Source organism: Coprothermobacter sp., from assembly GCA_013824685.1.
Lineage (GTDB): Bacteria > Caldisericota > Caldisericia > Cryosericales > Cryosericaceae > Cryosericum.
The window spans coordinates 44,187-66,329 of the sequence record PNOG01000023.1 but is presented as its reverse complement, the minus strand read 5'-3'; the positions used below and the strand labels follow the sequence as shown (position 1 = coordinate 66,329).

Sequence of the window (22,143 nt, the reverse complement as noted above, 5' to 3'; positions counted from 1 at the left end):
TCCGAACGGATACGGTGACTGGAGGGCGTAACCAATTGCTCCCGATCGCGTTGTTTCTACCGGGCGACAGAGCTCCGATGGTGGGGGAAAGCAGTGATGAAACACGTTGGTCGCATCCTGATAGTGGTTCTGGTCGCATTTGTCCTGGGTGTTCTATGGTATGCCAGCGCGGGCGAGGCCGTCGTTATACGGCGTGTCTTCACCAATGCTGAAGGCATCGCCGAGGGAACGATCTGGGTGCGATCGGACAAGGGGCTTTATGGTGGACCGGTCACGGCCATTGCCAGCCTCTCTTCTGATAGTGGAGTCGTCTACGCCGGTACGCGTGAAGACGAGATCTATGTATCCTCCGATGGCGGAAGCAATTGGACGCCACTCGGCGGCGCTTCGTCCGGCCACTACGTGGTGGGCATCGAGCTTGACCTGAGGGCGGACGGAAGGATTGTCGGCAAGGCCGTCTACGGTGCAGGCTTCTTTCTTTCCGAGGATGGTGGCCAGACGTGGAAGAATGCGAGTCGGGGTCTGGGCAGCCGGTCGATGTCCTGCCTTGCTTCCGCTGCCGACTCTCCTGACACGCTCTTTGCAGGAACCGGAGATGTTGGTCTCTATGTCTCGCGGAACGGAGGGCGTTCGTGGAGCTGGACCGGTCGCCAGAGTCTGGGCGACCGCATCATGGCCGTCGATGCCACCAGCGATGGCAGGACGATCTACGCAGGAACGCAGCAAACCGGCCTCTTCGTCTCGCAGGATGGAGGCGGCACGTGGAACGTGATTCTCCTGCCATTTGGATCAGAGCCTACGGTGACGAGCATCGATATCGATCCCGCGGACGAGCTTCGTGTGGCCGTCACCGTGACCGGCGGTGGCGCGGGGTTATCGACAGACGGAGGCCGGACGTGGGTCACTGCTCGCAAGGGGTCACTGCCCTCGGACTGCGTAGCGGTCCAGTTCCTCGGGGACGGTGCAGCTGGACTTGCCCTCGGCACGCAATCCGGGGCACTGTACTTCTCAGAAGATGGCCTCGACTGGCGGCTGACCTTTCAGTTGCCCGACGGCGGACATGTCTTCGGACTCACGCGCTCTGGCACGGGCATGCTGGCCGCGACGTCCCATGGGGTCTTCTCCTCTGGTAACGGCAGGGCATGGATCGATTCCAGTACCGGGATCACAAACCTGACGCTTACTCAATTGGCAGCGTCGCCTGTCGATGCAGACGTTCTCTACGCGGCGACGGACCAGGGGGTTTTCCGCAGTCTGGACGCTGGCATCTCGTGGTCGCACTGCTCCGAGTCAAAGCAGACACTCAGCATTCTTGTCGTGCAGGACGGAACAACTGTCCTTGCCGGCACATCCGACGGGTCGGTGCTGCGGAGTGTCGACGGCGGGGACCACTGGATAGCTGTCAGCCGTGGTATCCCAGGCGTCAGGGTGAGTACCTTGGCGTCCCGGCCCACAGGGTCGACGATGGTCTATGCTGGTACCGACGGGGGATTCGCGGTCTCGCACGACGCAGGTCTGACCTGGGAACCGAGGAACATCGGCCTCGTGGCCAAGGCGTCGGCCGGGACCCCGACACCGCGCATCGAGATTGCCGCGCTCCTGCCGGACCCGGCGACGCCGGGCACCGTGATATGCTCACTGCTGGGTCAGGGGTTCTACACGACAGGGAATGACGGCAACCGCTGGACCCTCCTGCAGTCGTCCATCGGGACACCCTGGATCGACAGCCTCGCCGTCGACGAACAGACAGGCCGGTTCTACGCCGGAACGGACACCGAGGGTGTGTATGTCTCGCAGGATGGTGGGACGAAGTGGTCCCGTGCGAGCAGCGGGCTGTCGACTATCCTGTCCCCGTCGGGAGCGATTAACGTGATTGCAGTCGCTGGGGATGGCACGCTGTACGCGGGAACACAGGCGCGCGGAGCAGCGATCTCACGGGACGAGGGAGCTACGTGGCAGCGTCTGAACAGTGGTCTGCCCGACCTCACCGTACGGCGTATCGTTGTGGCAGGAGGCCGCGTATTCGCGATGACGGCACACCACGTGATACGCCTCCAGACTCAATAGTTTTCCAGAATCCAGCGCTCGAACCCGAGGGCGTCCGAGATGTGGTCCGCCCCCGATGACGCAATATCGCCGATCACGTAGTCTGTCACGAGGTACGTTTCGATACCAGCCAGCCCTGCTGACACGTCTTCGATGCAATCGTTGCCCACCGCGACCGCCTGCGCGGGATCGACGTCCATGATGGTCGCCACGTGGTGCCAGTATTCCACATGGGGCTTGCAGTAGCCACAATTCTCCAACGTGCTGATGTACTCGAACGTATCCGGAGAGAATCCAGCCCATGCTAGCCTCTTGTACGTGGGCAACTGCGGGAAGACGGGATTGGTTGTCAGGAGGACGCGGTGTCCCTTCGTGCGCAAGTACACGACGCTCCGGTAGAGGGGCTCATTGCGTTTCACGACATCGTGAACGTTGTCGAAGGTCGTTGCGTAGAACTCCATGATGCGGTCCCAGACGGCCTGCTGGTCGATGTCCTGGTACAAGGCTTCGAACTCTCTCCTGAACTTCACCAGGTTGCTGCTTTCAGGGCTTGTGTCGGCCTGCATGCGCGCCGTCGCAGTGAGGATGTTCCCGGCCAGTCCCTGTGTGGGCAGGAGGCCGTACAAGGCACGCGTGAGCTCATCGAAATACGCGTGCATGAAGTCCTGGCTGTCCATGGCCAGTAGTGTGCCGTCAAGGTCGAACAGGAAGGTCTTCATCCAGTACTCTCCTCACGTGGCTCGTAATGCGAAAGAGTATACCAGCAATCTCCAGCGTTCTCATGATGATCGCCAAACGTGCTTGCCAAGTGGTGTGCAACCGAAACTGGAAGAACTGTTGACTTTCCTGTGAAATCTTCTAGGATTGTTAATAGAACATTAGGAACAAATTGGACGCATTGATTGTGCGTCTGGAATCGCCGTTGAAGTGCGAAGTCTGACCTGCACATGATTGTGAACGGGGCGTGCAGTGGGTAGGAGCGAGACGGGGTGGCAGAGATGAAGGAATGCATTATTGGTATCGACGCGGGGACAGCATCCGTCAAAGGACTGCTGGTCAATGCGTCCGGTACGATTATGGCAACTGCCTCAGCCCCGATTCACCTGTCGACACCGCATCCGGGCTGGGCCGAGCAGAGCCCGGAAGACTGGTGGAAGGCGACCATTCAGGTTCTGGACACGCTTACCGTCGATCGCAATCTCGAGATCCTCGCCGTGTCGATATCCGGTCAGATGCACAGTCTCGTGCCGCTCGATGCAGCCGGTGACGTCGTGCGTCCCGCTATCCTGTGGTGTGACCAGCGCACGCAGCAGGAGTGCGTCGAACTGACCGAGGCCTGCGGCGGCGAGCAGGAAGTCATCAAGGTATTCGGGAATCCCGTGCTCACAGGATTCACGGCGCCAAAGCTTCTATGGCTGCGCGCCAATGAACCTGACAACTTTGCCCGCATCGCGCGGTTCTGCCTGCCCAAGGACTACCTTGTCCTGAAGTTGACCGGCCGGCTCGCCATCGAAGCTTCTGATGCGTCTGGCACGTCGCTCTACCGTGTGCGCGAGGGCGTGTGGGACGATCACATCCTCGATGTCCTGACCGTCCGACGCTCGATGCTGCCGGACCTGGTGGGTGTCGGTTCGGTCATCGGAGCGATCACCTGCCCAGACCTGCCTCAGCTCAATGGTGTTCCGGTCGTTGCCGGAGGAGCGGACAATGCGGCGTCGGCGTTCGGGTGTGGTGTCGAGAAGCCTGGCGACACAGTCGTCAGCCTGGGGACCAGCGGTACTGTTGTGGCCGTTACAGCCACTCCGAGCCCGGACCTCACGGGTCGGGTCCACCTGTTCAGTCATGTCACGAAGGACTGCTATTATCACATGGCGGTCATCCTTTCGGCGGCGGGAGCACTCGACTGGTTCCGGCAGCGCTTCGCTCAGAACCTTTCCTATGGTCGCATCGAGGAGATGGTCGGACAGAGCCCGGTGGGCAGCAACGGTGTCGTGTTCCTTCCGTACCTCAACGGTGAACGGACGCCCCATCGAGACCCTGATGCTCGGGGTGTCCTTTATGGCATGAGCTCGTTCAACAGCCAGGGCGATATTCTGCGTGCGGTCCACGAAGGCGTCATCTTCGCATTGCGCGAAGGGGCCGAGAGCATCGCAGACATGGGGACTCCGATGACCAACGTGCGTGTCGTCGGGGGAGGGTCGCGCTCTCGTATCTGGTGCCAGATGCTGGCGGACAATTTCGGGACACCCATCTGGAGTCCCCTGGTGGATGAGGGGGCAGCCTACGGGTCTGCCCGTCTGGCAGCCAACGCGGTGGGGCTGGACACGTCCCTATGGGTGAAGCTGGTGGAACAGTATGACCCCGACGCGTCGCGCAGGCGGCAATACGATCCATGGTTTGCGCAGTACAAGGCGCTGTACAGGGCACTGAAGGAGCAGTTCAACAATACCCAACGGCTCGTTGAACGGCGAAGCTAGACACGCGGAGGTAGTCATGGTGTTCAAGGACATCAGTATGATTGGATACGAGGGTCGAGACTCGAGGAACCCTCTTGCATTCAAGTACTACAAGGCAGACGAGGTCATCCTCGGCCGTACGATGGCCGACTGGACGCGGTTCGCCGCCGCCTACTGGCACACGCTGGGAGCGGACGGGACTGACATGTTCGGGTGGGGTACCATGCAGCGGCCATGGACGGCAATCAACGACCCCATGGAGAAGGCGCGGGTCAAGGTCGATGCCATCTTCGAATTCTGTGAGAAGCTCGGCATACCGTTCTTCTGCTTCCACGACCGGGACATTGCGCCGGAAGGGGACACCCTGCGGGAGACCAACCGCAACCTGGATGTCATCGTCGGGCTGATTGAGGACCACATGAAGACCAGCCCGGTCCGCCTCCTCTGGGGCACCGCCAACATGTTCAGCAACCCCAGGTTCGTTCACGGTGTGGCCAGTTCCTGCAATGCCGACATTTTTGCGTTCGCCGCCGGCCAGGTCAAGCACATGCTCGAGGTCAGCAAACGCCTCGGCGGTCTCAACTACGTCTTCTGGGGAGGCCGTGAGGGATACGAGACCCTTCTCAACACAAACTATGGGCTAGAGCAGGACAATATGGCGCGTTTCTTCCACATGGCTGTCGATTACGCCAGGGACATCGGGTTCGCCGGGCAATTTCTCATTGAGCCCAAGGCCTTCGAGCCATCGAAGCACCAGTATGATTTCGATGCCGCAAACGCACTCGCCTTCCTGCGCGGCTACAGCCTCGACCCCTTCTTCAAGTTCAACATCGAGGCGAACCATGCCACGCTGGCAGGTCATACCTTCCAGCACGAACTGCGGTACTGCCGCATTAATGGCAAGCTAGGCAGTGTCGATGCCAACCAGGGCGACTCCCTTCTTGGCTGGGATACCGACCAGATGCCGACCGACGCCTACACGACGACGCTCGCCATGTTCGAGGTCATCAAGAACGGCGGTCTGCAGCCCGGAGGACTGAACTTCGACGCCAAAGTACGCCGTGCATCGTTCGAGCTCGACGACCTGTTCATCGGGCACATCGCGGGCATGGACACCTTCGCACTGGGTCTGAGAGCAGCCGCGAAGCTCATCGAAAGCGGAGAGCTGGACGGATTTATCGAACAGCGATATGGGTCCTATGCTACAGGCATCGGTAAGGACATCGTCGACGGGAAAGCGGACTTCCGAAGCCTTGAAGCCTATATCCTTGACAGACAACCGGCGCCCAGCCGTTCGGGCCGGCAGGAGTACCTGGAAACGCTCGTGACGCAGGCGATCGTTGACTGCCTGCATTAGTACGGGGTCCCGCCACAAGAGCGACGGGACGAGCCAGCCCGTGGGGGTTGGGTTTGGTGTTGGCACGCAAGGTCAGGTTTTCTGCCAAGCGTGAGTTCTTGTGGAACTGGCAATGATGCCAGAATCTTTCAAGGAGGAATGGCTCATGAAGAGAACGTCTAGGGCAATCGTCGTACTGCTTGCCGCAATGCTGTTCGTCTCGGTCCTCGCAGGGTGCAAGACCGCTGTCCCTGTGGAGAAGAAGCTGAAAATCGGCCTGTCTCTTGCCACTCTGCAGGAAGAGCGGTGGGTCCGGGACAAGGATCGTATCACCAAGGATTGTGCTGACCAGGGCATCGAGCTGTTGACTCAGATCGCCAACATGGATGCTGCTACGCAGGAGAGCCAATGTGACCAAATGATCACCTCGGGCATCAACGTCCTCATCCTTGCAGCACAGGATTCTGCTGCTGCAGCAACGATCGTCGACAAGGCGCATGCCGCTGGGGTCAAGGTCATCTCCTATGACCGCCTGGTCATGAATACGTCCAACGTCGACGTCTACATCTCATTTGATAACGTACAGGTCGGCGTGCTCCAGGGTAATTGGCTGACCAAGGCTATGCCAAAAGGCAACTACGCCATTCTGTCCGGCGCCCCGACCGACAACAATGCCAAGCTCTTCAAGCAGGGAGCCATGAGCATCATCCAGCCTCTTGTCGACAAGGGTGACATCAAGATCGTTGCCGAACAGGCTGTTGTCGAGTGGAAACCCGAGAATGCACTGAAGATCATGGAGAACGCACTGACGGCCAACAAGAACAACATCCAGGGCGTCCTCGCTCCGAATGACGGCACAGCCGGTGGCTGCATCCAGGCGCTAGCTGCCCAGGGTCTTGCCGGAAAGGTTCCGATCACCGGTCAGGACGCTGAACTGGCTGCTGCCCAGCGTATCGTGAAGGGTACTCAGGGGATGACTGTCTTCAAGGACACGCGTATGCTTGGTGATGCTGCGGTCGAAGCAGCCAAGACGATGTTTGGCGGCTATACTCTCGCGAATGCCAACCAGACCGTCAATAACAACACCGTGGATGTTCCTTCGATCCTGCTGGTCCCCATCTCTGTTACCAAGGACAACATCGATGCTGCGCTGATCGACAGCGGATACCTCAAGAGAACAGACGTTTACCAGTAGAAGATTATTGCACGAACCGGGGAGCGGGCAAGCCCGCTCCCCCAATGAGTCTCGGAGGAGGGCATGTGGTTGCGGGAACCCCGCCCGTCGGCTGTGCGGTTCCCAGCGAAATATGGAAGGTGAAAGGGATGGATGACTACATTCTCCAGATGAACCATATCACCAAGGAATTCCCGGGCGTCAAGGCACTCAATGACGTCAGCTTCAATGTGAAGCGGGGCGAAATCCACGCACTGGTTGGGGAAAACGGAGCCGGCAAGTCTACCCTGATGAAGGTCCTGGCGGGAGTGTACCCTTTCGGATCATACACCGGTGAAATGATATACAACGGTGAGGAGCTGCAATTTGCCGGAACGCGGAGCAGCGAGAAAGCCGGGATTGCCATCATCTTCCAGGAACTTGCGCTTGTGAAGCAGATGACCATCCGAGAGAATATCTACCTTGGGAATGAGTTTCAGAAGAACGGCATTATCGATTGGGACACCACGTTTGTCGCCGCAAGCAAGCTCCTGGATGAAGTTCATCTGAGTCGCAACCCGCTCATCAAAGTCATCGATCTTGGCGTTGGCGAGCAGCAGCTGGTAGAGATTGCGAAAGCCGTGTCCAAGAAGGCGAGCATGCTCATTCTCGATGAGCCGACTGCAGCGCTGACGGAAACCGAGACCGACAACCTTATGCAGATACTCCGTGACCTTCAGGCCAAGGGAGTCTCGTGCATCTACATTTCGCATAAGCTCTCGGAGGTTGCTCAGATCGCCGATCGCGTTACCATCCTTCGAGATGGCAGAGCTGTCGCGACCGATGATGTGAAGAACATGACCGAGCAGCGGATGATCAACCTCATGGTGGGACACGAAATCACCCAGCGCTTTCCGCGCGTCGACCATACGCCGGGCGAAACCGTCCTCGAAATCAAGGACTGGACAGTCTATGACCCGGACGTGCCGACGCGGAAAGTCATCGATGGCGTCAGCTTCAGTGTTCGCAAGGGCGAGATTCTGGGCATTGCGGGCCTTATGGGCGCTGGACGAACGGAGCTGGCCATGTCGATTTTTGGCAGCTATGGTGTTGGACGGACTGGCGAGCTCCTGTTGAACGGCAAGAAGATGGTCGCGAATAGTCCGAGTGCCTGCATCGACAAGGGTGTGGCCTATCTGTCCGAGGACCGCAAACGATACGGGTTTGTTGCTATGATGGACTTGCGCGGCAATATGACGCTTGCCAGCATGGAGCAGCTGTGGAAGAACGGCATCATCGACGGCAACGAGGAGATTCGACGCACCGAGCAATACGTCGGGGATCTGTCCATCAAGACGCCCTCTGTGGAACAGAAAGTGGGCAACCTGTCTGGTGGCAACCAGCAGAAAGTTGTTGTGGGAAAGTGGCTGATGACGCACCCCAAGGTCCTCTTTCTCGATGAGCCGACGCGCGGTATCGATGTCGGCGCCAAGATCGAGATCTACAACATTATGAACCAGCTTGTCGAACAGGGCGTGTGTATCGTCATGATTTCGTCTGAGCTGCCGGAGATTCTTGGCATCAGTGACCGCATTCTGGTCATGCACATGGGTCGACTGGTTGGAGACCTTTCCTGGAAGGAAGGCACGCAGGAGAAGGTCATGTACTTGGCAACGGGAGGCAAGTAACCATGGAGAACGTGAACTCAAAGGCGGTCGTGCAGCCGCAGAACTCACCGGGAGGCAACTGGCGCAGCCGGTTGCGTATCAACGTACGGCAGTACACGATGATCATTGCGCTGCTGCTCGTGTGGAGCATCTTCACTGTGCTTACCAAGGGGATCTTCATCAGCACAAGGAACCTGTCGAACCTGTTCCTCCAGTCGGCTACCGTTGCCGTCATCGCGTGCACAATGGTGCTGGTCATGGTTGCAGGCCACATCGATCTGTCGGCGGGTTCCGCGGTTGGTTTCACCGGCGCCGTGGTTGCTACCCTCATTACCAAGGCGGGTTGGCCGACACTGCTGGCCATCCCGGTGACGCTGCTCCTTGGTTTGGTCATCGGGGTATTCCAAGGGTACTGGGTGGCGTACGTCGGTGTACCGGCGTTCATTGTTACGCTGGCAGGACAGCTCATCATGCGTGGTGGAATCCTTGGCGTGAGCGGTGGCAACACCATCAGCCCCAACAGTGAGCTATTCCGTCAGTTTGGCCAGGGGTACCTTCCTCAACTAGTCTTCAAGGGCGCCGGTTTCAACGATTTCAGTGCTCTCATCGGCATCCTTGCCGTTATCCTGTACAACGTCTCGGCATTGCGCAGCCGCAGAGGGCGTATCAAACATGGATTTGCGGTTTCGTCACCACGCAATCAGATGTTCAAGCAAGTGATCATATCTGTTGTCATCGCGCTGGTCTTTTCCATCATGGTCTTCTATCGCGGGATCCCGTACGCCATTCTCATCGTCATGGCGATGGTTCTCATTTTCAGTTTCGTCTCACAGAACATGACGTTCGGGCGGTACGTGTACGCTATCGGCGGCAACAAGGACGCCGCACAACTCTCTGGCATCAACGTCAAGAAGACGAACTTCCTGATTTTCGTGCTTCAGGGACTTGCGATCGCCATCGGTGGTATTGTCTATACCTCCAGGTTGAATGCAGCAACGGGCGGGGCAGGCTCGGGCATGGAACTGGACGTCATCGCGGCGTGCATCATTGGCGGCACCTCGACGATGGGTGGCGAAGGCACGGTATTCGGAGCCATCATTGGTGCTCTGGTCATGGCGTCGTTGGACAATGGCATGAGCCTGATGAACCTGGGCGTCGTCTACCAATATGTCGTCAAGGGAATTGTCCTGCTGATTGCCGTGGCGGTCGACGTCAGCACACGCAGGAAACAGTAACGGCATGGGCAGGAAGGCCGTCTCCTCGTAGCTGACCTGCCCGCATGTCAGGAGTGCGTCGTGAGCAGCGGCAAGGTCGTGACCATAGGTATTGTGTGTGCCGATGTCATTGCGAGACCAGTGAACAGCATGCCTGGACGCGGACTGCTTGTGCCCATTGACCAGCTGGAGCTGCACACGGGTGGGTGCGCGACCAACGTAGGCATCGACCTTGCCCGACTTGGGGTGGCCTGTAGCGTTTTGGGGAAGATCGGTCGCGACGGTCTTGGCGATTTCGTCCTGCACACACTGGAACAGGAAGGGGTGGACGCCAGGGGTCTGCGGCGTGCAGAGGGCGTGCAGACGGCGGCTACGGTCGTGTTAGTAGGGCCCGACGGCGAGCATTCGTTTCTCCATTGCCTCGGTGCCAATGCCACGCTTGTTGCTGAAGACGTCGACATGGAGCTCGTGCGGTCGGCTGACATTCTGGTCGTTGCCGGATCTCTCCTCATGCCAAACCTGGACGGAGAGCCGACGGCGGAGATCCTCAGAGCCGCCAGGGAATGTGGGGTGGTAACCCTGCTCGATACGGCGTGGGACGCGTCAGGAAGGTGGATGAAGTCAATCGAGCCGTGTTTGCCGTTCTGTGACTATTTCCTGCCAAGCGAGGCCGAGGCGGCCATGTTGAGCGGCGTCACTGAGCCGGAGGCGATGGCAGCGTCGTTTGTCGCTCGTGGCGCACGGAACGTCATCATCAAGCTGGGCGACAGGGGCTGTCTTCTGCGGACAGAGGACGATGTCATAGAGCATGTTGCCGCTCCTTCCGTTTCAGTCGTCGACACAACCGGCGCAGGTGATGCGTTCGTTGCCGGGTTCACGGTGGGCCTCGTGCACGGGTGGGATGCCTCCCGGTGTGCTCACCTTGCGGTGACCGTCGGGGCCATGTGCGTTACTGCTGCAGGGGCTTCGAGCGGTGTACGGTCATTCGCCGAGACGGTTCAGGTCATGGAGCGGGGAGGGCTGATGTAGGGAGGCCTGCGTGAGTGGACTGTTCACCGGGTATGTCGGTGAGTCCACAGGGTTTGCCGGCAGCCTCCTTTGCAAGTGGCGCGGCTGCGACAGCCGCGCCACCCTCTCGTACTCCAGATGCCCCCGGTTAGACCGACGACAGCCGGTCTCCTCCCACCGGGGGCATGTGAGTCTGTTGTCTGGAAAGGGGGAAATGACATGATCGAAGGCAAGCTGAACGACACAGGGGCCAGCCTTCTGTATGGGCAGGTAGGCGGGGGACCAGGGTCTTTCATCGGCCCAGTGCACCGCGCCGCTATCGCATTGAACAACCAGGCGAAGCTGGTTGCCGGAAGCTTCTCCGACATCCCGTCGGAGACGGTCCAGGTTGCGAAGGACCTCGGCATCGACACTGACCGCGCGTATGCCGATTTCTATGACATGGCCCTCAGGGAGGGAGCGCGAGCCGAGAGCAGGATCGACTTCGTCATCATCACGGTCCCCAACCACATCCACTTTGCGGTAGCCAAGGCATTCCTCGAACAGGGCATCAACGTTGTTTGTGAGAAGCCGATGGCGTTCACCGAGCAGGAAGCGAAGGAACTGGTCGTACTTGCCGGCGCCCACAAGGCCGAGTTCATGGTGACGTATACCTACACCGGCTACCCCATGGTGTGCGAAGCCCGAAACCTCGTCAGGACCGGCGCTCTCGGGACCCTCTGCGTCGTGGCTGCAGAGTACCTGCAGGACTGGCTGGCCGACCCCATCGAACGTGCAGGCACCAACCGCCAGGCCGTCTGGCGCACGGACCCGCAGTATGCCGGCGTGTCCTGTTGCGTTGGCGACATCGGCACGCACATCGAGAACCTGGTGCACTTCATCACGGGACTGGAGATCGAAAAGCTGGCAGCCAGCCTCGAGACGTTCGTCGAGGGGCGTCCGCTCGACGACAATGCCTACATGCTCGTGAAGTACAAAGGGGGAGCGTCCGGGAACTACTGGTCGTCGCAGGTGGCCATCGGCAAGGAGAACGGCCTCCGTATCCGCGTGTACGGGACGGATGGCGCCATCGAGTGGGAGCAGGAGAACCCCAATGTCCTCCGATTTCAGAAGAAGGGCGGCCCCCTGCAGTTGCTGACGCGTGGCAGCGGATACCTCTCGGCCGCTGCAGGGCACTTCACGCGCCTCCCTGCCGGTCACCCGGAAGGGTACTTCGAGGCATTTGCGAACCTGTACAGGAGCTTCTGCAATGTGCTTATGGCCAGGAAGCAGGGCCACGCCCCGGATCCGCTGGACATCTTTCCGACCGTCGTCGACGGCGCCCGCGGGACCAAGTTCGTGTTTGATTGTGTGAAGAGCAGCAAAGAAGGCGCGGCATGGGTCGACGCCTCCTTCGACATCTAGTAGGGGCAATATGCGAACAAGCCGCGGAAACCGGTGGTTCGTGCTTGGGACTCTTTTTGGGTTCATGCTTCTTCATCAGGCCGACATGCTCCTCATAGGGCCACTCACGACGCCGATCATGGAGACGTTTCACATCAACGAGGCCCAGATGGGTGCCGTTGTGACCGGTGCCCTCATTGTGGGAGGCATCCTCTACCCGGTGTGGGGATATCTGTACGATCGGTATTCGAGGCCGAAGTTGCTCGCGCTGGCCTCGTTCCTCTGGGGCTCGACCACATGGCTGTCGGCCCTGGCGCCTACGTTCCCCATCTTCGTCGCCACGCGTGCTTCGACCGGTATCGATGATGCCAGCTACCCGGGCATCTACTCGTTGCTCGCAGACTACTTTGCTCCCGCTGTGCGGGGGCGCGTCTATGGTTTGCTGCAGATCTCAGCGCCATTTGGCTACATCGTCGGCATGGTCCTGGCGACGGCGCTCAAGGACGTTATCGGATGGCGAGGAGTGTTCTATGTGACGGGATCGCTGGGGCTCGTTGTCAGTGCGATCATTTTTCTCGGCGTGCACGACGCTGCACGCGGGAGATCGGAGCCTGAGCTCCAGAACGTTGCGGTGCTTCAGGAACACCACTTCGAGTGGCGTACCGCAGGTTGGCTGCTGCGGAAGAAATCACTGGTCCTTCTCTACCTGCAGGGGTTCTTTGGAGTGTTTCCCTGGAACGTCATCACCTACTGGTTCTTTCGGTATCTCGAGAAGGAACGCGGCTATAGCGCTGGTGAAGTCCTTTCGACCATGATTGTTGCCATTCTGGTGCTGGCAGCAGGGTATCCTCTCGCCGGTGCGCTGGGCGACCGCCTGTTCCGCAGGACCACACGTGGCCGTCTCATCGTGAGTATCGTCGGCGTCGTCATGGGCACCGTGCTATTCTTCATCACCATGAACGTCCCCGTAGTTGCGAAGACCACGTTTCTGGTGATGCTCGCCGCTTCGGCTCTCTTCACCCCGTTCGCATCGCCCAACGTCATCTCTACAGTCTGCGATGTTACCCTGCCTGAAGTGCGCAGCACGTCCGTTGCCATCCAGAATTTCGTCGAGAGTGCGGGAGCGGCACTTTCGCCGCTGGTCGCAGGTCTCATCGCAGTCAGGCTGGACCTGCGGACGGCGATTGTCGTCATCTGCACATCGACGTGGGCCGTGTGTGCCTTGCTGTTTGTGGGCGCCATCATCCTCGTGCCACACGACATCGAGACCGTCCGCGCTGAACTGCGCCTGCGAGCGCAAGCTGAGCAGCCGCTGCTGTAGCCCCCTGCGGGCTCGGCACCAGGGGGTCGACATATCCAGACGCTCGAGCTACGGTGGTGACACGATCGTCGGGGACTGACCCGCCATGATACGGGTCGCCTGCTCGAACAGTCCAGGAAGACCTTCCATTTCCAGGCCAAAGCGCACGATGACCAGCAGGGCGGCTTCACCATCACGGGCCGCCTCAGCGACCGACTGGACAGCCCCGTTGTGGCCGGACCAGTAGTCTGTGAGGCTGTTGGCGCCAAGGAGCGAGCTGTTCTCGAAGCAGTTGAAAAGGGCGTCGATGCTTGCCGCCTTGGCCTCGACGGTGGGGACGGCGAACACGAAGAAGGCTCCGGCTGGATCGAACCCGATAGAACCCTTCGCTTTGACGTCGATGACAGGCATGGGGTACGGAGCGCGTGTCCATCCGTCGGCTCCAGGAAACGGGTTTCCGTCCACCGACATCAGGTGCGCGGATAGACCTGACGCTCGAAGCTCTTCCAGGCACCTCGACGCCTGGGCATAGAGGAGTACAAGACGCTGGTGCACAAGACGAGCTACTTCGTCCATAGACGCCTCCCGGGTTCCTCCCAGCAGTATAGAAGTGCCTTGGCATGGTGCAAGGAACGTCGCCTGTCCCGGCTGTAACGCGCCGGGCCGGAGTGGCGATTCTGTAAGTGCCGGACCTCGTCCACATCCACGAGGTCGAGGCCCGGCAGCCTTCCTCAGGGGCGGAGTCGCGCCCGCCCCTCATGTTGCCGGCCCGGTCGTTCCTGCAGCGTTGTCCGGAGTGAGACACAATTGCGAATTCCATGCCTGCTTTGGAGATGAGGATCAGGGCGCATACCAGGGTTAATGTCAAGCAGGATTCGCGACGAGTTGGATTGACGGACCCCCTCAGAGAGGGCACAATCCTGCTGTGGCAAAATCTCTGAATTGGAAGGAGTACCACAAAACATGACCAGAGGAATTGTTTCTTTTGACCTCGTCGCTGCTCTCATGGTTGTTGCTTTCACCGGGTGCGCAAAGAAGGCCGTTTATGTCGACGGTTCCTATGTCAGCCACTCTGCCGCCGATGATCGTGGCAACGTTGGTCAAATCACGCTGACGATTGCTGGTGACAAGATCACCGAGGCCAAGTACGTCGAGCTCATGCCCAAAACCAAAGACAACTACTCATATCCGACTGCTATCGACGCTATCGCCACCATGCAGGCCAAGCTCATCGAGACTGGCGACATCGCCATGGTTGATGCTGTTGCAAAGGCAACCGGCACCAGCACGCTCTTTAAGGAAGCAGCCACTGCTGCCCTGGAACTGGCCAAAAACAAGTAGCCTCTCTTGAAGGACATACCACGTACCATCAGGCCGGCCTTCAGGATCCGGCCTTTTCCATTGTGCACCAGGCTTCTCTCCGTCGTTGCCGCGAAGGCCGGAACCCACATGTTGCCAGGAACACGCCGTCACGCGGATAAGCCAGTGCACTTTCGCCCGGAGGACCTATACTATCATGGTTGAGCAGTGAAACGGAGTCTGGGAGGCAACGATGCACAGGGATGAGTTCCGCTATCGCAGCAAAGACAACCTGAACCTGTATGCCCGCGTGTGGACGCCCGAGGGAGACGTGCGCGGCGTGGTCGCCTTGGTGCACGGTGTCGGCGAATATGGGGGCCGGTACGTGGATATCGGAGGCAGCTTCGTCGACCGTGGGTACGCGTTTGTGGCAGGAGACCTGCGGGGACACGGCGTGTCCGAGGGGAGGCGGGCGTTCGTATCCCGCCTCGACGACTTCATGGAGGACCTGGACCGGTACTGTGCCGAAATCCGGGCACACTTCCCCGGCAAGCCACTGTTCCTGTACGGCTTCAGTATGGGATCGACCATCGGTGCCGCGTACCTGGTTCGCAGACACCCACGGCTGGCGGGCGCCATTCTCTGCAGTGGTGGCTTTGTCATGCCGGCGGCATCAGCCGCGGCCATGGGCAAGGTCAGGGTGCTGCGGCACGTTGTGCCCACGATGACCGTCAGCAACGGCATGGGCCCCATGCGCGGCAAGGTATGCCATGACGTCGGCGTGCTGGACGCGTATGATGCGGACCCGCTGGTGTACAAGAAGATCACCGTCGGATTGGCGGCCGTCATCGGCGAAACCAATACCGAAGCACTCGCGCGTGCCGGGGAGGTCCAGGTCCCTCTGCTCGTGATGCACGGCGAGGACGACGTTGTCGCACTGCCCGAAGGGTCACAGCGTCTTGCCGCAGGAGTATCGGGCGATGTGACGCTCAAGCTGTGGCCAGGGCTGTACCATTTCATCCACCATGAGCCGGATGGGGCAAAGGAGCGCGTGCTGGCCTTCGCTGCCGACTGGCTGGACGCGCACATCACCAAGGCATGACTGAAGCTCGTTGAACCGGCGATCCTCAGAGGCCATCGCCTGGAACACAAACGCCCCCGCGTAAGCGGGGGCGTTGAACGTTTGAGACAGTGGGCCGCTAGGGTGTTGCCGCAAGGGCGGCGTCAGCAGTAGCCAGACCTGCACCCGTGGCGTCATCGAGCCAAGAGATCGTCTCCGAGCTTCCATCGGGGTTGTAGATCGTGCGCGAGCCGGCCGGAAGCGGAATGGCGCTTGCTTCGAGGAACGTCTCTGCCTGAGGCGCTGTCAGTGAGGGGTACTTCTGTGCCATCAGCGCAACAATGCCCGCCACGTGGGGTGATGCCATGCTCGTGCCACCCAGGTAGTAGTAGCTGATCTGACCATTGACCTGGTAAGGCCCAACACACCACGAACCCGGAGCTGCGACATCAAGGTCCTGTTCAGTATCGATAGCGCGACTGGAGAAATCTGTGATGTAGTAGTCGGCGATATTCGTGGGGTCAGGAACGTTCAGAGTGCGCCACCATCCTGCCGTGGTCCACTCACCTATCCACCCTGATGCTGCGACCGAGATGACAGGTGCATACGCTCCAGGATACCCCATGCCTGCCGTGCCTTCATTGCCGGCGGATGCCACGATGATGACACCCTGCTCGATGGCATAGTCGATGGCCGCCTTCTCCATGGCGTCAAGGCTGGGTCCACCGAGGCTCATGTTGATGACGACAGGGTAGTTTGCAAGCGGACCAGCCTTCAGTTCGCCCACGTACTCGATGCCGCGCGCGACGACCGACGACCAGCCAGAGCCATTCTGGTTCAGGACTTTGACAGGAATGATCTTGGCCATCGGAGCGACACCGTTCACGAGCCTTGTGCCCATGTTGTAGCCAAGGATCGTGCTGGTGACGTGTGTCCCGTGGCTGTTCTGGTCCTGCCCCCACTTGTTCGGCTGCTCTGAGACGAAGCCGGCCTCCCCTCCGCCACCGCCGAAGCACTTGGCATACTGCGTGGCAATTCGCTCAGTCGGGAAGTAATACGGCCAGTTGTTGACAAGGCCGGTATCCAGCACCGCGACATAGACGCCCGTCCCATCATAGCCGATGGTGCGGCCCACGCCGAAGTCAGTGACGTTGATCGCATCGAGGTCCCAGGTGTTGATGCCCCCAGAGAAGTCAGTGACGGCGGTTGTGGACACAGGTCCTGTCTTGCGCTCTGTATCCGGGTTGGCGGCTGCGACGTAGGGTAGTGCCTGGATGACAGCCAGCTCCGACGCCTTGGCCTGTATGGTCACAGCTTTGATCTCGGCGATGACGTCCCGGACCGTACCGTGAGTGCCCAGGTCGGCCAGGATGGATTTTGTGACGTCGGTCTTCAACAGGACATTGATGCCAATCATGCCCTTTGTCTGTGCAACAGCCACATTCGACAGTGCAAGCATTGCGACCAGCGCAATGCAGGTGATGAGAGCCATCAACCGTGTGTGTCTCATAGTACCTCCTGTGGTATGAACTACCATCACGGTACCACACTGCAGTTTCTTTTCAAGGGCGGGCCGAGTAGAGCGTGTCGTCGAAGCAGGAGTGTCAGTCCAGAGTGTCCAGTGTCACTTCATCGACGCCGATCTGAGCACGGCTCAGACGGCCGGCTCGCTCTCGAGTTTCTTCTCGCCTGTAAGGGCACGGATTGCGGTGCAGTCCTGGGAGACCTCGAGAGTCCCCTGGTAGATGCCGTCCTTGCCGTAGACGGCGAAGTACCGGATGTAGATGAACTTGCCGCCGAGTTCCAGCCAGAAGTCGGCCGTGGAGCGCTTTTTCGCGCGGAAGTCGTCCAGAATTCGCTGGACCTTGTCCACGCTCTGGGGCGGGTGGCAGCGCTGTACCCTGCGCCCGATGTCCAGCCGTGTGCGCGGAAAGATGCGCCCTGCGGCAGGCAGGTTGAAGTAGGTCACCTCGTCGTCCGCGTTCACAAACGAGACGTCGACCGGCAGCGTATCGAACAGTGCAAGCAGGACGTCGAGGTCCATGCCCTCGAACAGGTCGCAACTGGTATCGCTCATCGGTTCTCCTCCTCTGGCAGTGCAAAGAACCCCAGTTCCTGGGATTCCTGCTGAAGATCCTGCCAGTCCTTTTCGGACAGCAGGTCGAGTGCTACGTTGTACAGAATCTCCTGTTCTTTCTTTGCGTGCTGGACGAAGGTCTCCAGCCAGTGCTGAAACGCGCCCGCCAGCACCTGCGCAAACTGCGCGTAGGGCAGGGCGTCGGGTGCCCCGTGGATCGTCTTGTCGATGACGTCGCGCGTTGCCTTCATGCGGTTGTGCTCAGCCCACATGATCGCGGGAGGTTCTTCGACGCCATACCGTTCCAGCAGGGGGAACAGCGTGTTCTCTTGCCGGGCGTCGTGGCTCTGGGCCTCGTGCAGATGCTGCATCAGGCGGCGCAGCTCGGTGAGCACGCTCTCCGCCTCTGCGTACCCGTTCAGCGCGCCGAGTGTCCTGGCCAGGACAAGTCCTTGCTCGAGCCAGGCAATGATGGCATCCTGCTCGTCGATGAAGTGTTTCAGCGGATGGTCATCTGGCACCACCGTACGCGAGCTTGCCAGCTGGTCGCGAAAGACGTCCATGTGGACGTCGCACGCTTCCATGAGCTGGTCGGTGGAGAAGCCCTCACGTGCCAGTTCCGCCTCGGCTGTCGCGATGAGAAGTGGGTCCGCCCTGGCAATCAGCTCCTTGAACTGCGCCTTGCACCTGACAGGGTCTTCGCCTGCGTACAGTCTCCGGAGGACAGCCTTGAGGTCTTCCTTGAGCTTGGCCGGAGCATCTCCCGATGTCGCTGGAGCGGTTCCCTCGGTATCACTGCGGACCACGGCCGCTTCCAGCTCTTCCACAGTCCAGCCGGCACGTTCTGCGACCTTCCGCAGGTCGGTGCGAGGGGCCATGAGGCCGATGACGACCGGGTTGCCGAGGAGCTTCAGTTTTGGATTGATCGATGCAAGATAGGCCGCCGCCCGCGGGTGTTCGGTCAGGACAGCGGAGAGTTTTGTTGTCGGTTTGTACATCAGGTTACCTCCCATACTGAACGCTGCATGCCAGGAAACTCGTGTCTCACTGTGCTCAGTATACAGGAAACCCCGCGGCGGTATAATGAATGCTCGCGTGGCACAGCGCCGCGATGACAGGAGCCCGCATGAACGAAGAACTGGCAGTCCATATCGCGGCGTTCGCCGCTGCAATCGAGGACGAAGTCACCGCCGAGAAGGCCTCGGAGCGGACGAATCGCCATTCCCTCGTCGAGGGCACATTGGTGTCGGACAGCGGCGACGAGAACTTCCTCTACTTCTTCAGCACCCCGTACGAGGTCAACCTGCCCGAGGAAGCTATGGTACAGCTCGACGTGGACGGCCGCGTCGTGCAGGGCGTCTACGTGGGCGGGGACCGGGACCTGGTGTCGATTGCCTCCAGCGAGTTCCTTGGGGCTCTGGTGCGCGCGGCCACGATGATTGCTACGCCATGGGACCTGCTGTTGAAACTGGAAGACAGGCTGAACGCGCTGAAGGACGAGGACGATTGTGGCCGGGCTCTTGCTCTGCTCAGTCCTCCTGCCCCCGGGGATAGTCTGCCAGAGCTGAACGGGGCCTTCGCGGACAACCGGTGGCTGGACCCGTCACAGCGCGACGCACTGCAGAAGGTCGCAGAGTGTGACGTCAGCTTCATCTGGGGTCCACCTGGCACCGGTAAGACGCGGACTATCGCCTACCTGGTGCGCGAACTCATCGAGCGTCACAAGAGTGTCCTGCTGCTGGCACACAGCAACGCGGCAGTCGACGTCGCGACGCTTGCCGTGGTGAACGCCTGCCGTGGGACACCGTACCTTTCCTGCGGTGCCGTGATCCGGTACGGCATCATCACCAAGCGCGACCTCCTGGTCGAGTCCGACATCAACCCACTCAACATCCTCGCTAGGCGCAACGTCGACGCTGAGCGCTTTGTGGGTCTTCAGTCGCGGCGTCGTGACCTGCTGGAGCATGCGAAGCGAGAGGAGCTGTTCGACACCGCCGAATTCGAGACGGTGAGGGGCGACATGGGCAGACTGCGCCACCGTGTCGACAAGGAACTGAAGAAGCTGGTTGCGGAGACGCAGGTCGTCGCCACGACGCTGACGAAGCTGGCCTTGTCGGACGAACTCATGGAACGCTCGTTCGACGTGGTCATCATCGACGAGGCGAGCATGTCGCTGGTACCGTATGACGTCCTGGCTGCCTCGAGGGCGCGGGGCAAGATCGTCTTCGCGGGCGATTTCATGCAGCTACCCCCCATCGCCTCCGGCACGACGGCGGCCGTCCGCGAGTGGCTGCAGCGGGACATCTACCAGGTGCGGGGCATCACGAAGGCGGTGCGCGCCGGCGAGGACGTGCCCGATATGGCCATGCTGCGCACGCAATACCGCATGCACCCATCCATCCGTTCGGCCGTGAGCCGGCTGTTCTACCAGGACCGGCTGGACGACGGCGAGCGCGTCATCGTTCGCACCAGCTCGATTGCACGCCTTGCTCCGTTCGAGGGACAAGCCTTGGCCGCCGTGGACACATCGCTTCTGCAGACACGGTGCTACCGGGAGGTCAAAGGGTACTCCCGCCTCAACCTGGTGGAGGCGGTCACGGTGATGACGATCGCCGCCGGCATGCTCTCCCGCTACCCGGACATCAGCATCGGGGTGGTGACGCCCTATGCCGTCCAGGCACGTCTCCTGGGGACCATGGCGCGCGAACTGGCGCTGGACCGGGAACGGCTGACGATCTCGACCGTCCACCGCTATCAGGGTTCAGAGGTAGACGTCGTCATCTTCTCGCTGACCGACGGAGAACCACAGTGGTCTATGTCGACACTGACACGAGGCAATCTGGAGGACTGGGACGTCGACCCGGCGCCTCGCCTGCTCAACGTCGCGCTCAGCCGGGCACGCGGCAAGTTCATCCTGGTGGGCGACCTCGATTTCGTGCACGACCGTGGGGCGCAGGATTCGGTCCTGAGGCATATTGTCAGCATCATCGAGCAAAAGGGAGCGGTGCGCCGCGTCGACCCCAGGGCTCTCCTCGACATCAAGGAGTGGTTACCCAACAACGTCGTGGGCGGCCAGCGGATCATGGTGGGGGAGCGCGCCCGTCATCAGGGCTGGCTGCTCGAGCAGGCGCGTGCCGCACGTCACACGGTGACCGCGGGTGTGCCGCAGGGTGCCCACGTCTCGCCGCTCATGGCACGCCTGCTGGCGTCGGTTTCACCAGATTGCCGCCTGCACTACGCCGACCATGACGGCCTGCGCGCGGCCGCGGCGCATTTCGGCGCATCCGAGCCATATCCCGGTGAGGGCGTCCTTGAAAGTTTCGTCCAGATCGGGTCGCATCCGCTGCTGCTGGAGGGGACGCTGGAACGTGGCGCACGCTCGGCATACCTGGCCCTCGACCTGCCTGCAACCAACTGGTTCTTCCTCAAGAACGCGGGCTTTGTCCCTGAGTCCTTGCTCGGGCGCAATCCCGAGGCGGCGAAGGGCAAGGGGCGCAGACGACGCGGACTCGGGGACGACGTGACAGCACAGGATACTGCGTCCGCATCTGCAGCCCATCGCAGTGTCGCGCCCGCGCAGCCCGAAGAGGCGCCATTGCCACTCACCGATGGGGAGCCGTAGCCCCCAAGGCAAGAGGGTTCGCCCCGGCCGAAGAGCGATGAACAGGGGCGCATGGGCCTTGGCCATAGTGCGGCAGTTGACAGGCGACAGTCCTCCGCCACACTGATACAGGAGATGTATGTTTTCCGGAGGTGCCGATGTTCCTGCTGGTTGCTGTGCTGAACAGTGATGCACATGTGCGCAAGGTACTGGAGGGTTTTACTGCCATCGATGTCGGTGGCGCAACGGTCATCGACAGCCGGGGCATGGGTCAGATGCTTGCGGCCGACATCCCGATCGTGGCCAGTATTGCCCGCCTGCTGGGTGGTTCACCGGTGCAGGCGAGCAGCAAGATGATCTTCTCGGTCATCAGCAACACAGAAGCCCTGGAGCGCGCCAAGAAGATCGTGCTGGGTGCAGTTGGGGACTTGACCCAGAAGGGCGTTGGCATCATGTTTGTGGTCCCCGTCTCGGAGGCATACGGATTGATCGAGCCGGAACCGTTGCGCTCGGACATCCCCTAACCGGACTTCGCTTCCGGCC

Annotated in this window: 18 protein-coding genes; 13 read left to right on the top strand and 5 right to left on the bottom strand. The window is 60.4% G+C overall.

Features of this window, described 5'->3' with window-relative positions; genetic code table 11:
• Window positions 1-96: 96 nt before the first annotated feature.
• Entirely contained in the window at window positions 97-2,067 is a 1,971-nt protein-coding gene (locus C0398_07815; GenBank protein MBA4365885.1) for a hypothetical protein, read from the top strand.
• Here the strand turns inward: C0398_07815 and C0398_07810 are convergent.
• The gene (locus C0398_07810) at window positions 2,061-2,765 is read right to left on the bottom strand and encodes a hypothetical protein (protein MBA4365884.1); all 705 of its coding nucleotides are present in this window, start codon (window positions 2,763-2,765) and stop codon (window positions 2,061-2,063) included. The genes C0398_07815 and C0398_07810 overlap by 7 nt on opposite strands.
• Window positions 2,766-3,044: 279 nt before the next feature.
• Between C0398_07810 and xylB the strand changes: the two genes are divergently transcribed.
• The 8 genes from xylB to C0398_07770 all read left to right on the top strand — a co-directional run bounded on the left by xylB (window position 3,045) and on the right by C0398_07770 (window position 13,584).
• Window positions 3,045-4,523 carry a xylulokinase gene (xylB, locus tag C0398_07805; protein MBA4365883.1) on the top strand — a complete coding sequence of 493 codons (1,479 nt, stop codon included), beginning with the start codon at window positions 3,045-3,047 and terminating at the stop codon, window positions 4,521-4,523.
• A 16-nt stretch (window positions 4,524-4,539) separates the two neighbouring features.
• Entirely contained in the window at window positions 4,540-5,859 is a 1,320-nt protein-coding gene (gene xylA, locus C0398_07800) for a xylose isomerase (GenBank protein MBA4365882.1), read from the top strand.
• A 145-nt stretch (window positions 5,860-6,004) separates the two neighbouring features.
• Window positions 6,005-7,033 carry an ATPase gene (locus C0398_07795; protein ID MBA4365881.1) on the top strand — a complete coding sequence of 343 codons (1,029 nt, stop codon included), beginning with the start codon at window positions 6,005-6,007 and terminating at the stop codon, window positions 7,031-7,033.
• A 128-nt stretch (window positions 7,034-7,161) separates the two neighbouring features.
• The gene (locus tag C0398_07790; protein MBA4365880.1) at window positions 7,162-8,679 is read left to right on the top strand and encodes a xylose ABC transporter ATP-binding protein; all 1,518 of its coding nucleotides are present in this window, start codon (window positions 7,162-7,164) and stop codon (window positions 8,677-8,679) included.
• Window positions 8,680-8,681: 2 nt separating this feature from the next.
• Window positions 8,682-9,893: a sugar ABC transporter permease gene (locus tag C0398_07785; GenBank protein MBA4365879.1), complete on the top strand. Its 1,212-nt coding sequence runs from the start codon at window positions 8,682-8,684 to the stop codon at window positions 9,891-9,893.
• 36 nt (window positions 9,894-9,929) lie between these two features.
• Entirely contained in the window at window positions 9,930-10,901 is a 972-nt protein-coding gene (locus C0398_07780; GenBank protein MBA4365878.1) for a carbohydrate kinase, read from the top strand.
• Window positions 10,902-11,099: 198 nt separating this feature from the next.
• The gene (locus C0398_07775; protein ID MBA4365877.1) at window positions 11,100-12,284 is read left to right on the top strand and encodes an oxidoreductase; all 1,185 of its coding nucleotides are present in this window, start codon (window positions 11,100-11,102) and stop codon (window positions 12,282-12,284) included.
• Between the two features lie 10 nt (window positions 12,285-12,294).
• A complete protein-coding gene (locus C0398_07770) occupies window positions 12,295-13,584 on the top strand; it encodes an MFS transporter (GenBank protein ID MBA4365876.1) in 1,290 nt (429 codons plus the stop codon).
• Between the two features lie 48 nt (window positions 13,585-13,632).
• Here the strand turns inward: C0398_07770 and C0398_07765 are convergent, their stop codons facing one another.
• A complete protein-coding gene (locus C0398_07765) occupies window positions 13,633-14,139 on the bottom strand; it encodes a hypothetical protein (GenBank protein ID MBA4365875.1) in 507 nt (168 codons plus the stop codon).
• Between the two features lie 387 nt (window positions 14,140-14,526).
• On the opposite strand from C0398_07765, the gene C0398_07760 reads away from it, so the two are divergent.
• Window positions 14,527-14,904 (top strand): hypothetical protein, encoded by a 378-nt coding sequence (locus tag C0398_07760; GenBank protein MBA4365874.1) that lies wholly within the window; start codon window positions 14,527-14,529, stop codon window positions 14,902-14,904.
• A gap of 211 nt (window positions 14,905-15,115) precedes the next feature.
• On the top strand, window positions 15,116-15,964 hold the full coding sequence (locus C0398_07755; protein MBA4365873.1) for a lysophospholipase: 849 nt from the start codon (window positions 15,116-15,118) through the stop codon (window positions 15,962-15,964).
• A gap of 97 nt (window positions 15,965-16,061) precedes the next feature.
• On the opposite strand, the gene C0398_07750 is transcribed toward C0398_07755, so the two are convergent.
• From C0398_07750 to C0398_07740, 3 genes are all read right to left on the bottom strand, one after another.
• The gene (locus C0398_07750) at window positions 16,062-17,459 is read right to left on the bottom strand and encodes a Subtilisin DY (protein ID MBA4365872.1); all 1,398 of its coding nucleotides are present in this window, start codon (window positions 17,457-17,459) and stop codon (window positions 16,062-16,064) included.
• A gap of 117 nt (window positions 17,460-17,576) precedes the next feature.
• Window positions 17,577-17,999 carry a hypothetical protein gene (locus tag C0398_07745; protein MBA4365871.1) on the bottom strand — a complete coding sequence of 141 codons (423 nt, stop codon included), beginning with the start codon at window positions 17,997-17,999 and terminating at the stop codon, window positions 17,577-17,579.
• Entirely contained in the window at window positions 17,996-19,012 is a 1,017-nt protein-coding gene (locus C0398_07740) for a hypothetical protein (protein ID MBA4365870.1), read from the bottom strand. Before C0398_07740 ends, C0398_07745 begins: the two co-directional genes overlap by 4 nt.
• Before the next feature lie 74 nt (window positions 19,013-19,086).
• Here C0398_07740 and C0398_07735 point away from each other — a divergent pair, with 74 nt between their 5' ends.
• Window positions 19,087-21,621: a hypothetical protein gene (locus C0398_07735; protein ID MBA4365869.1), complete on the top strand. Its 2,535-nt coding sequence runs from the start codon at window positions 19,087-19,089 to the stop codon at window positions 21,619-21,621.
• A gap of 137 nt (window positions 21,622-21,758) precedes the next feature.
• Window positions 21,759-22,124: a hypothetical protein gene (locus C0398_07730; protein ID MBA4365868.1), complete on the top strand. Its 366-nt coding sequence runs from the start codon at window positions 21,759-21,761 to the stop codon at window positions 22,122-22,124.
• Window positions 22,125-22,143 lie beyond the last annotated feature (19 nt).

Bases quoted from the DNA above. Each gene is read 5' to 3' on its own strand.
- C0398_07815 (MBA4365885.1), top strand. From the start codon at position 97: ATGAAACACGTTGGTCGCATCCTGATAGTGGTTCTGGTCGCATTTGTC.
- C0398_07810 (MBA4365884.1), bottom strand. From the start codon at position 2,765: ATGAAGACCTTCCTGTTCGACCTTGACGGCACACTACTGGCCATGGAC.
- xylB (MBA4365883.1), top strand. From the start codon at position 3,045: ATGAAGGAATGCATTATTGGTATCGACGCGGGGACAGCATCCGTCAAA.
- xylA (MBA4365882.1), top strand. From the start codon at position 4,540: ATGGTGTTCAAGGACATCAGTATGATTGGATACGAGGGTCGAGACTCG.
- C0398_07795 (MBA4365881.1), top strand. From the start codon at position 6,005: ATGAAGAGAACGTCTAGGGCAATCGTCGTACTGCTTGCCGCAATGCTG.
- C0398_07790 (MBA4365880.1), top strand. From the start codon at position 7,162: ATGGATGACTACATTCTCCAGATGAACCATATCACCAAGGAATTCCCG.
- C0398_07785 (MBA4365879.1), top strand. From the start codon at position 8,682: ATGGAGAACGTGAACTCAAAGGCGGTCGTGCAGCCGCAGAACTCACCG.
- C0398_07775 (MBA4365877.1), top strand. From the start codon at position 11,100: ATGATCGAAGGCAAGCTGAACGACACAGGGGCCAGCCTTCTGTATGGG.
- C0398_07770 (MBA4365876.1), top strand. From the start codon at position 12,295: ATGCGAACAAGCCGCGGAAACCGGTGGTTCGTGCTTGGGACTCTTTTT.
- C0398_07765 (MBA4365875.1), bottom strand. From the start codon at position 14,139: ATGGACGAAGTAGCTCGTCTTGTGCACCAGCGTCTTGTACTCCTCTAT.
- C0398_07760 (MBA4365874.1), top strand. From the start codon at position 14,527: ATGACCAGAGGAATTGTTTCTTTTGACCTCGTCGCTGCTCTCATGGTT.
- C0398_07755 (MBA4365873.1), top strand. From the start codon at position 15,116: ATGCACAGGGATGAGTTCCGCTATCGCAGCAAAGACAACCTGAACCTG.
- C0398_07750 (MBA4365872.1), bottom strand. From the start codon at position 17,459: ATGGTAGTTCATACCACAGGAGGTACTATGAGACACACACGGTTGATG.
- C0398_07745 (MBA4365871.1), bottom strand. From the start codon at position 17,999: ATGAGCGATACCAGTTGCGACCTGTTCGAGGGCATGGACCTCGACGTC.
- C0398_07740 (MBA4365870.1), bottom strand. From the start codon at position 19,012: ATGGGAGGTAACCTGATGTACAAACCGACAACAAAACTCTCCGCTGTC.
- C0398_07735 (MBA4365869.1), top strand. From the start codon at position 19,087: ATGCTCGCGTGGCACAGCGCCGCGATGACAGGAGCCCGCATGAACGAA.
- C0398_07730 (MBA4365868.1), top strand. From the start codon at position 21,759: ATGTTCCTGCTGGTTGCTGTGCTGAACAGTGATGCACATGTGCGCAAG.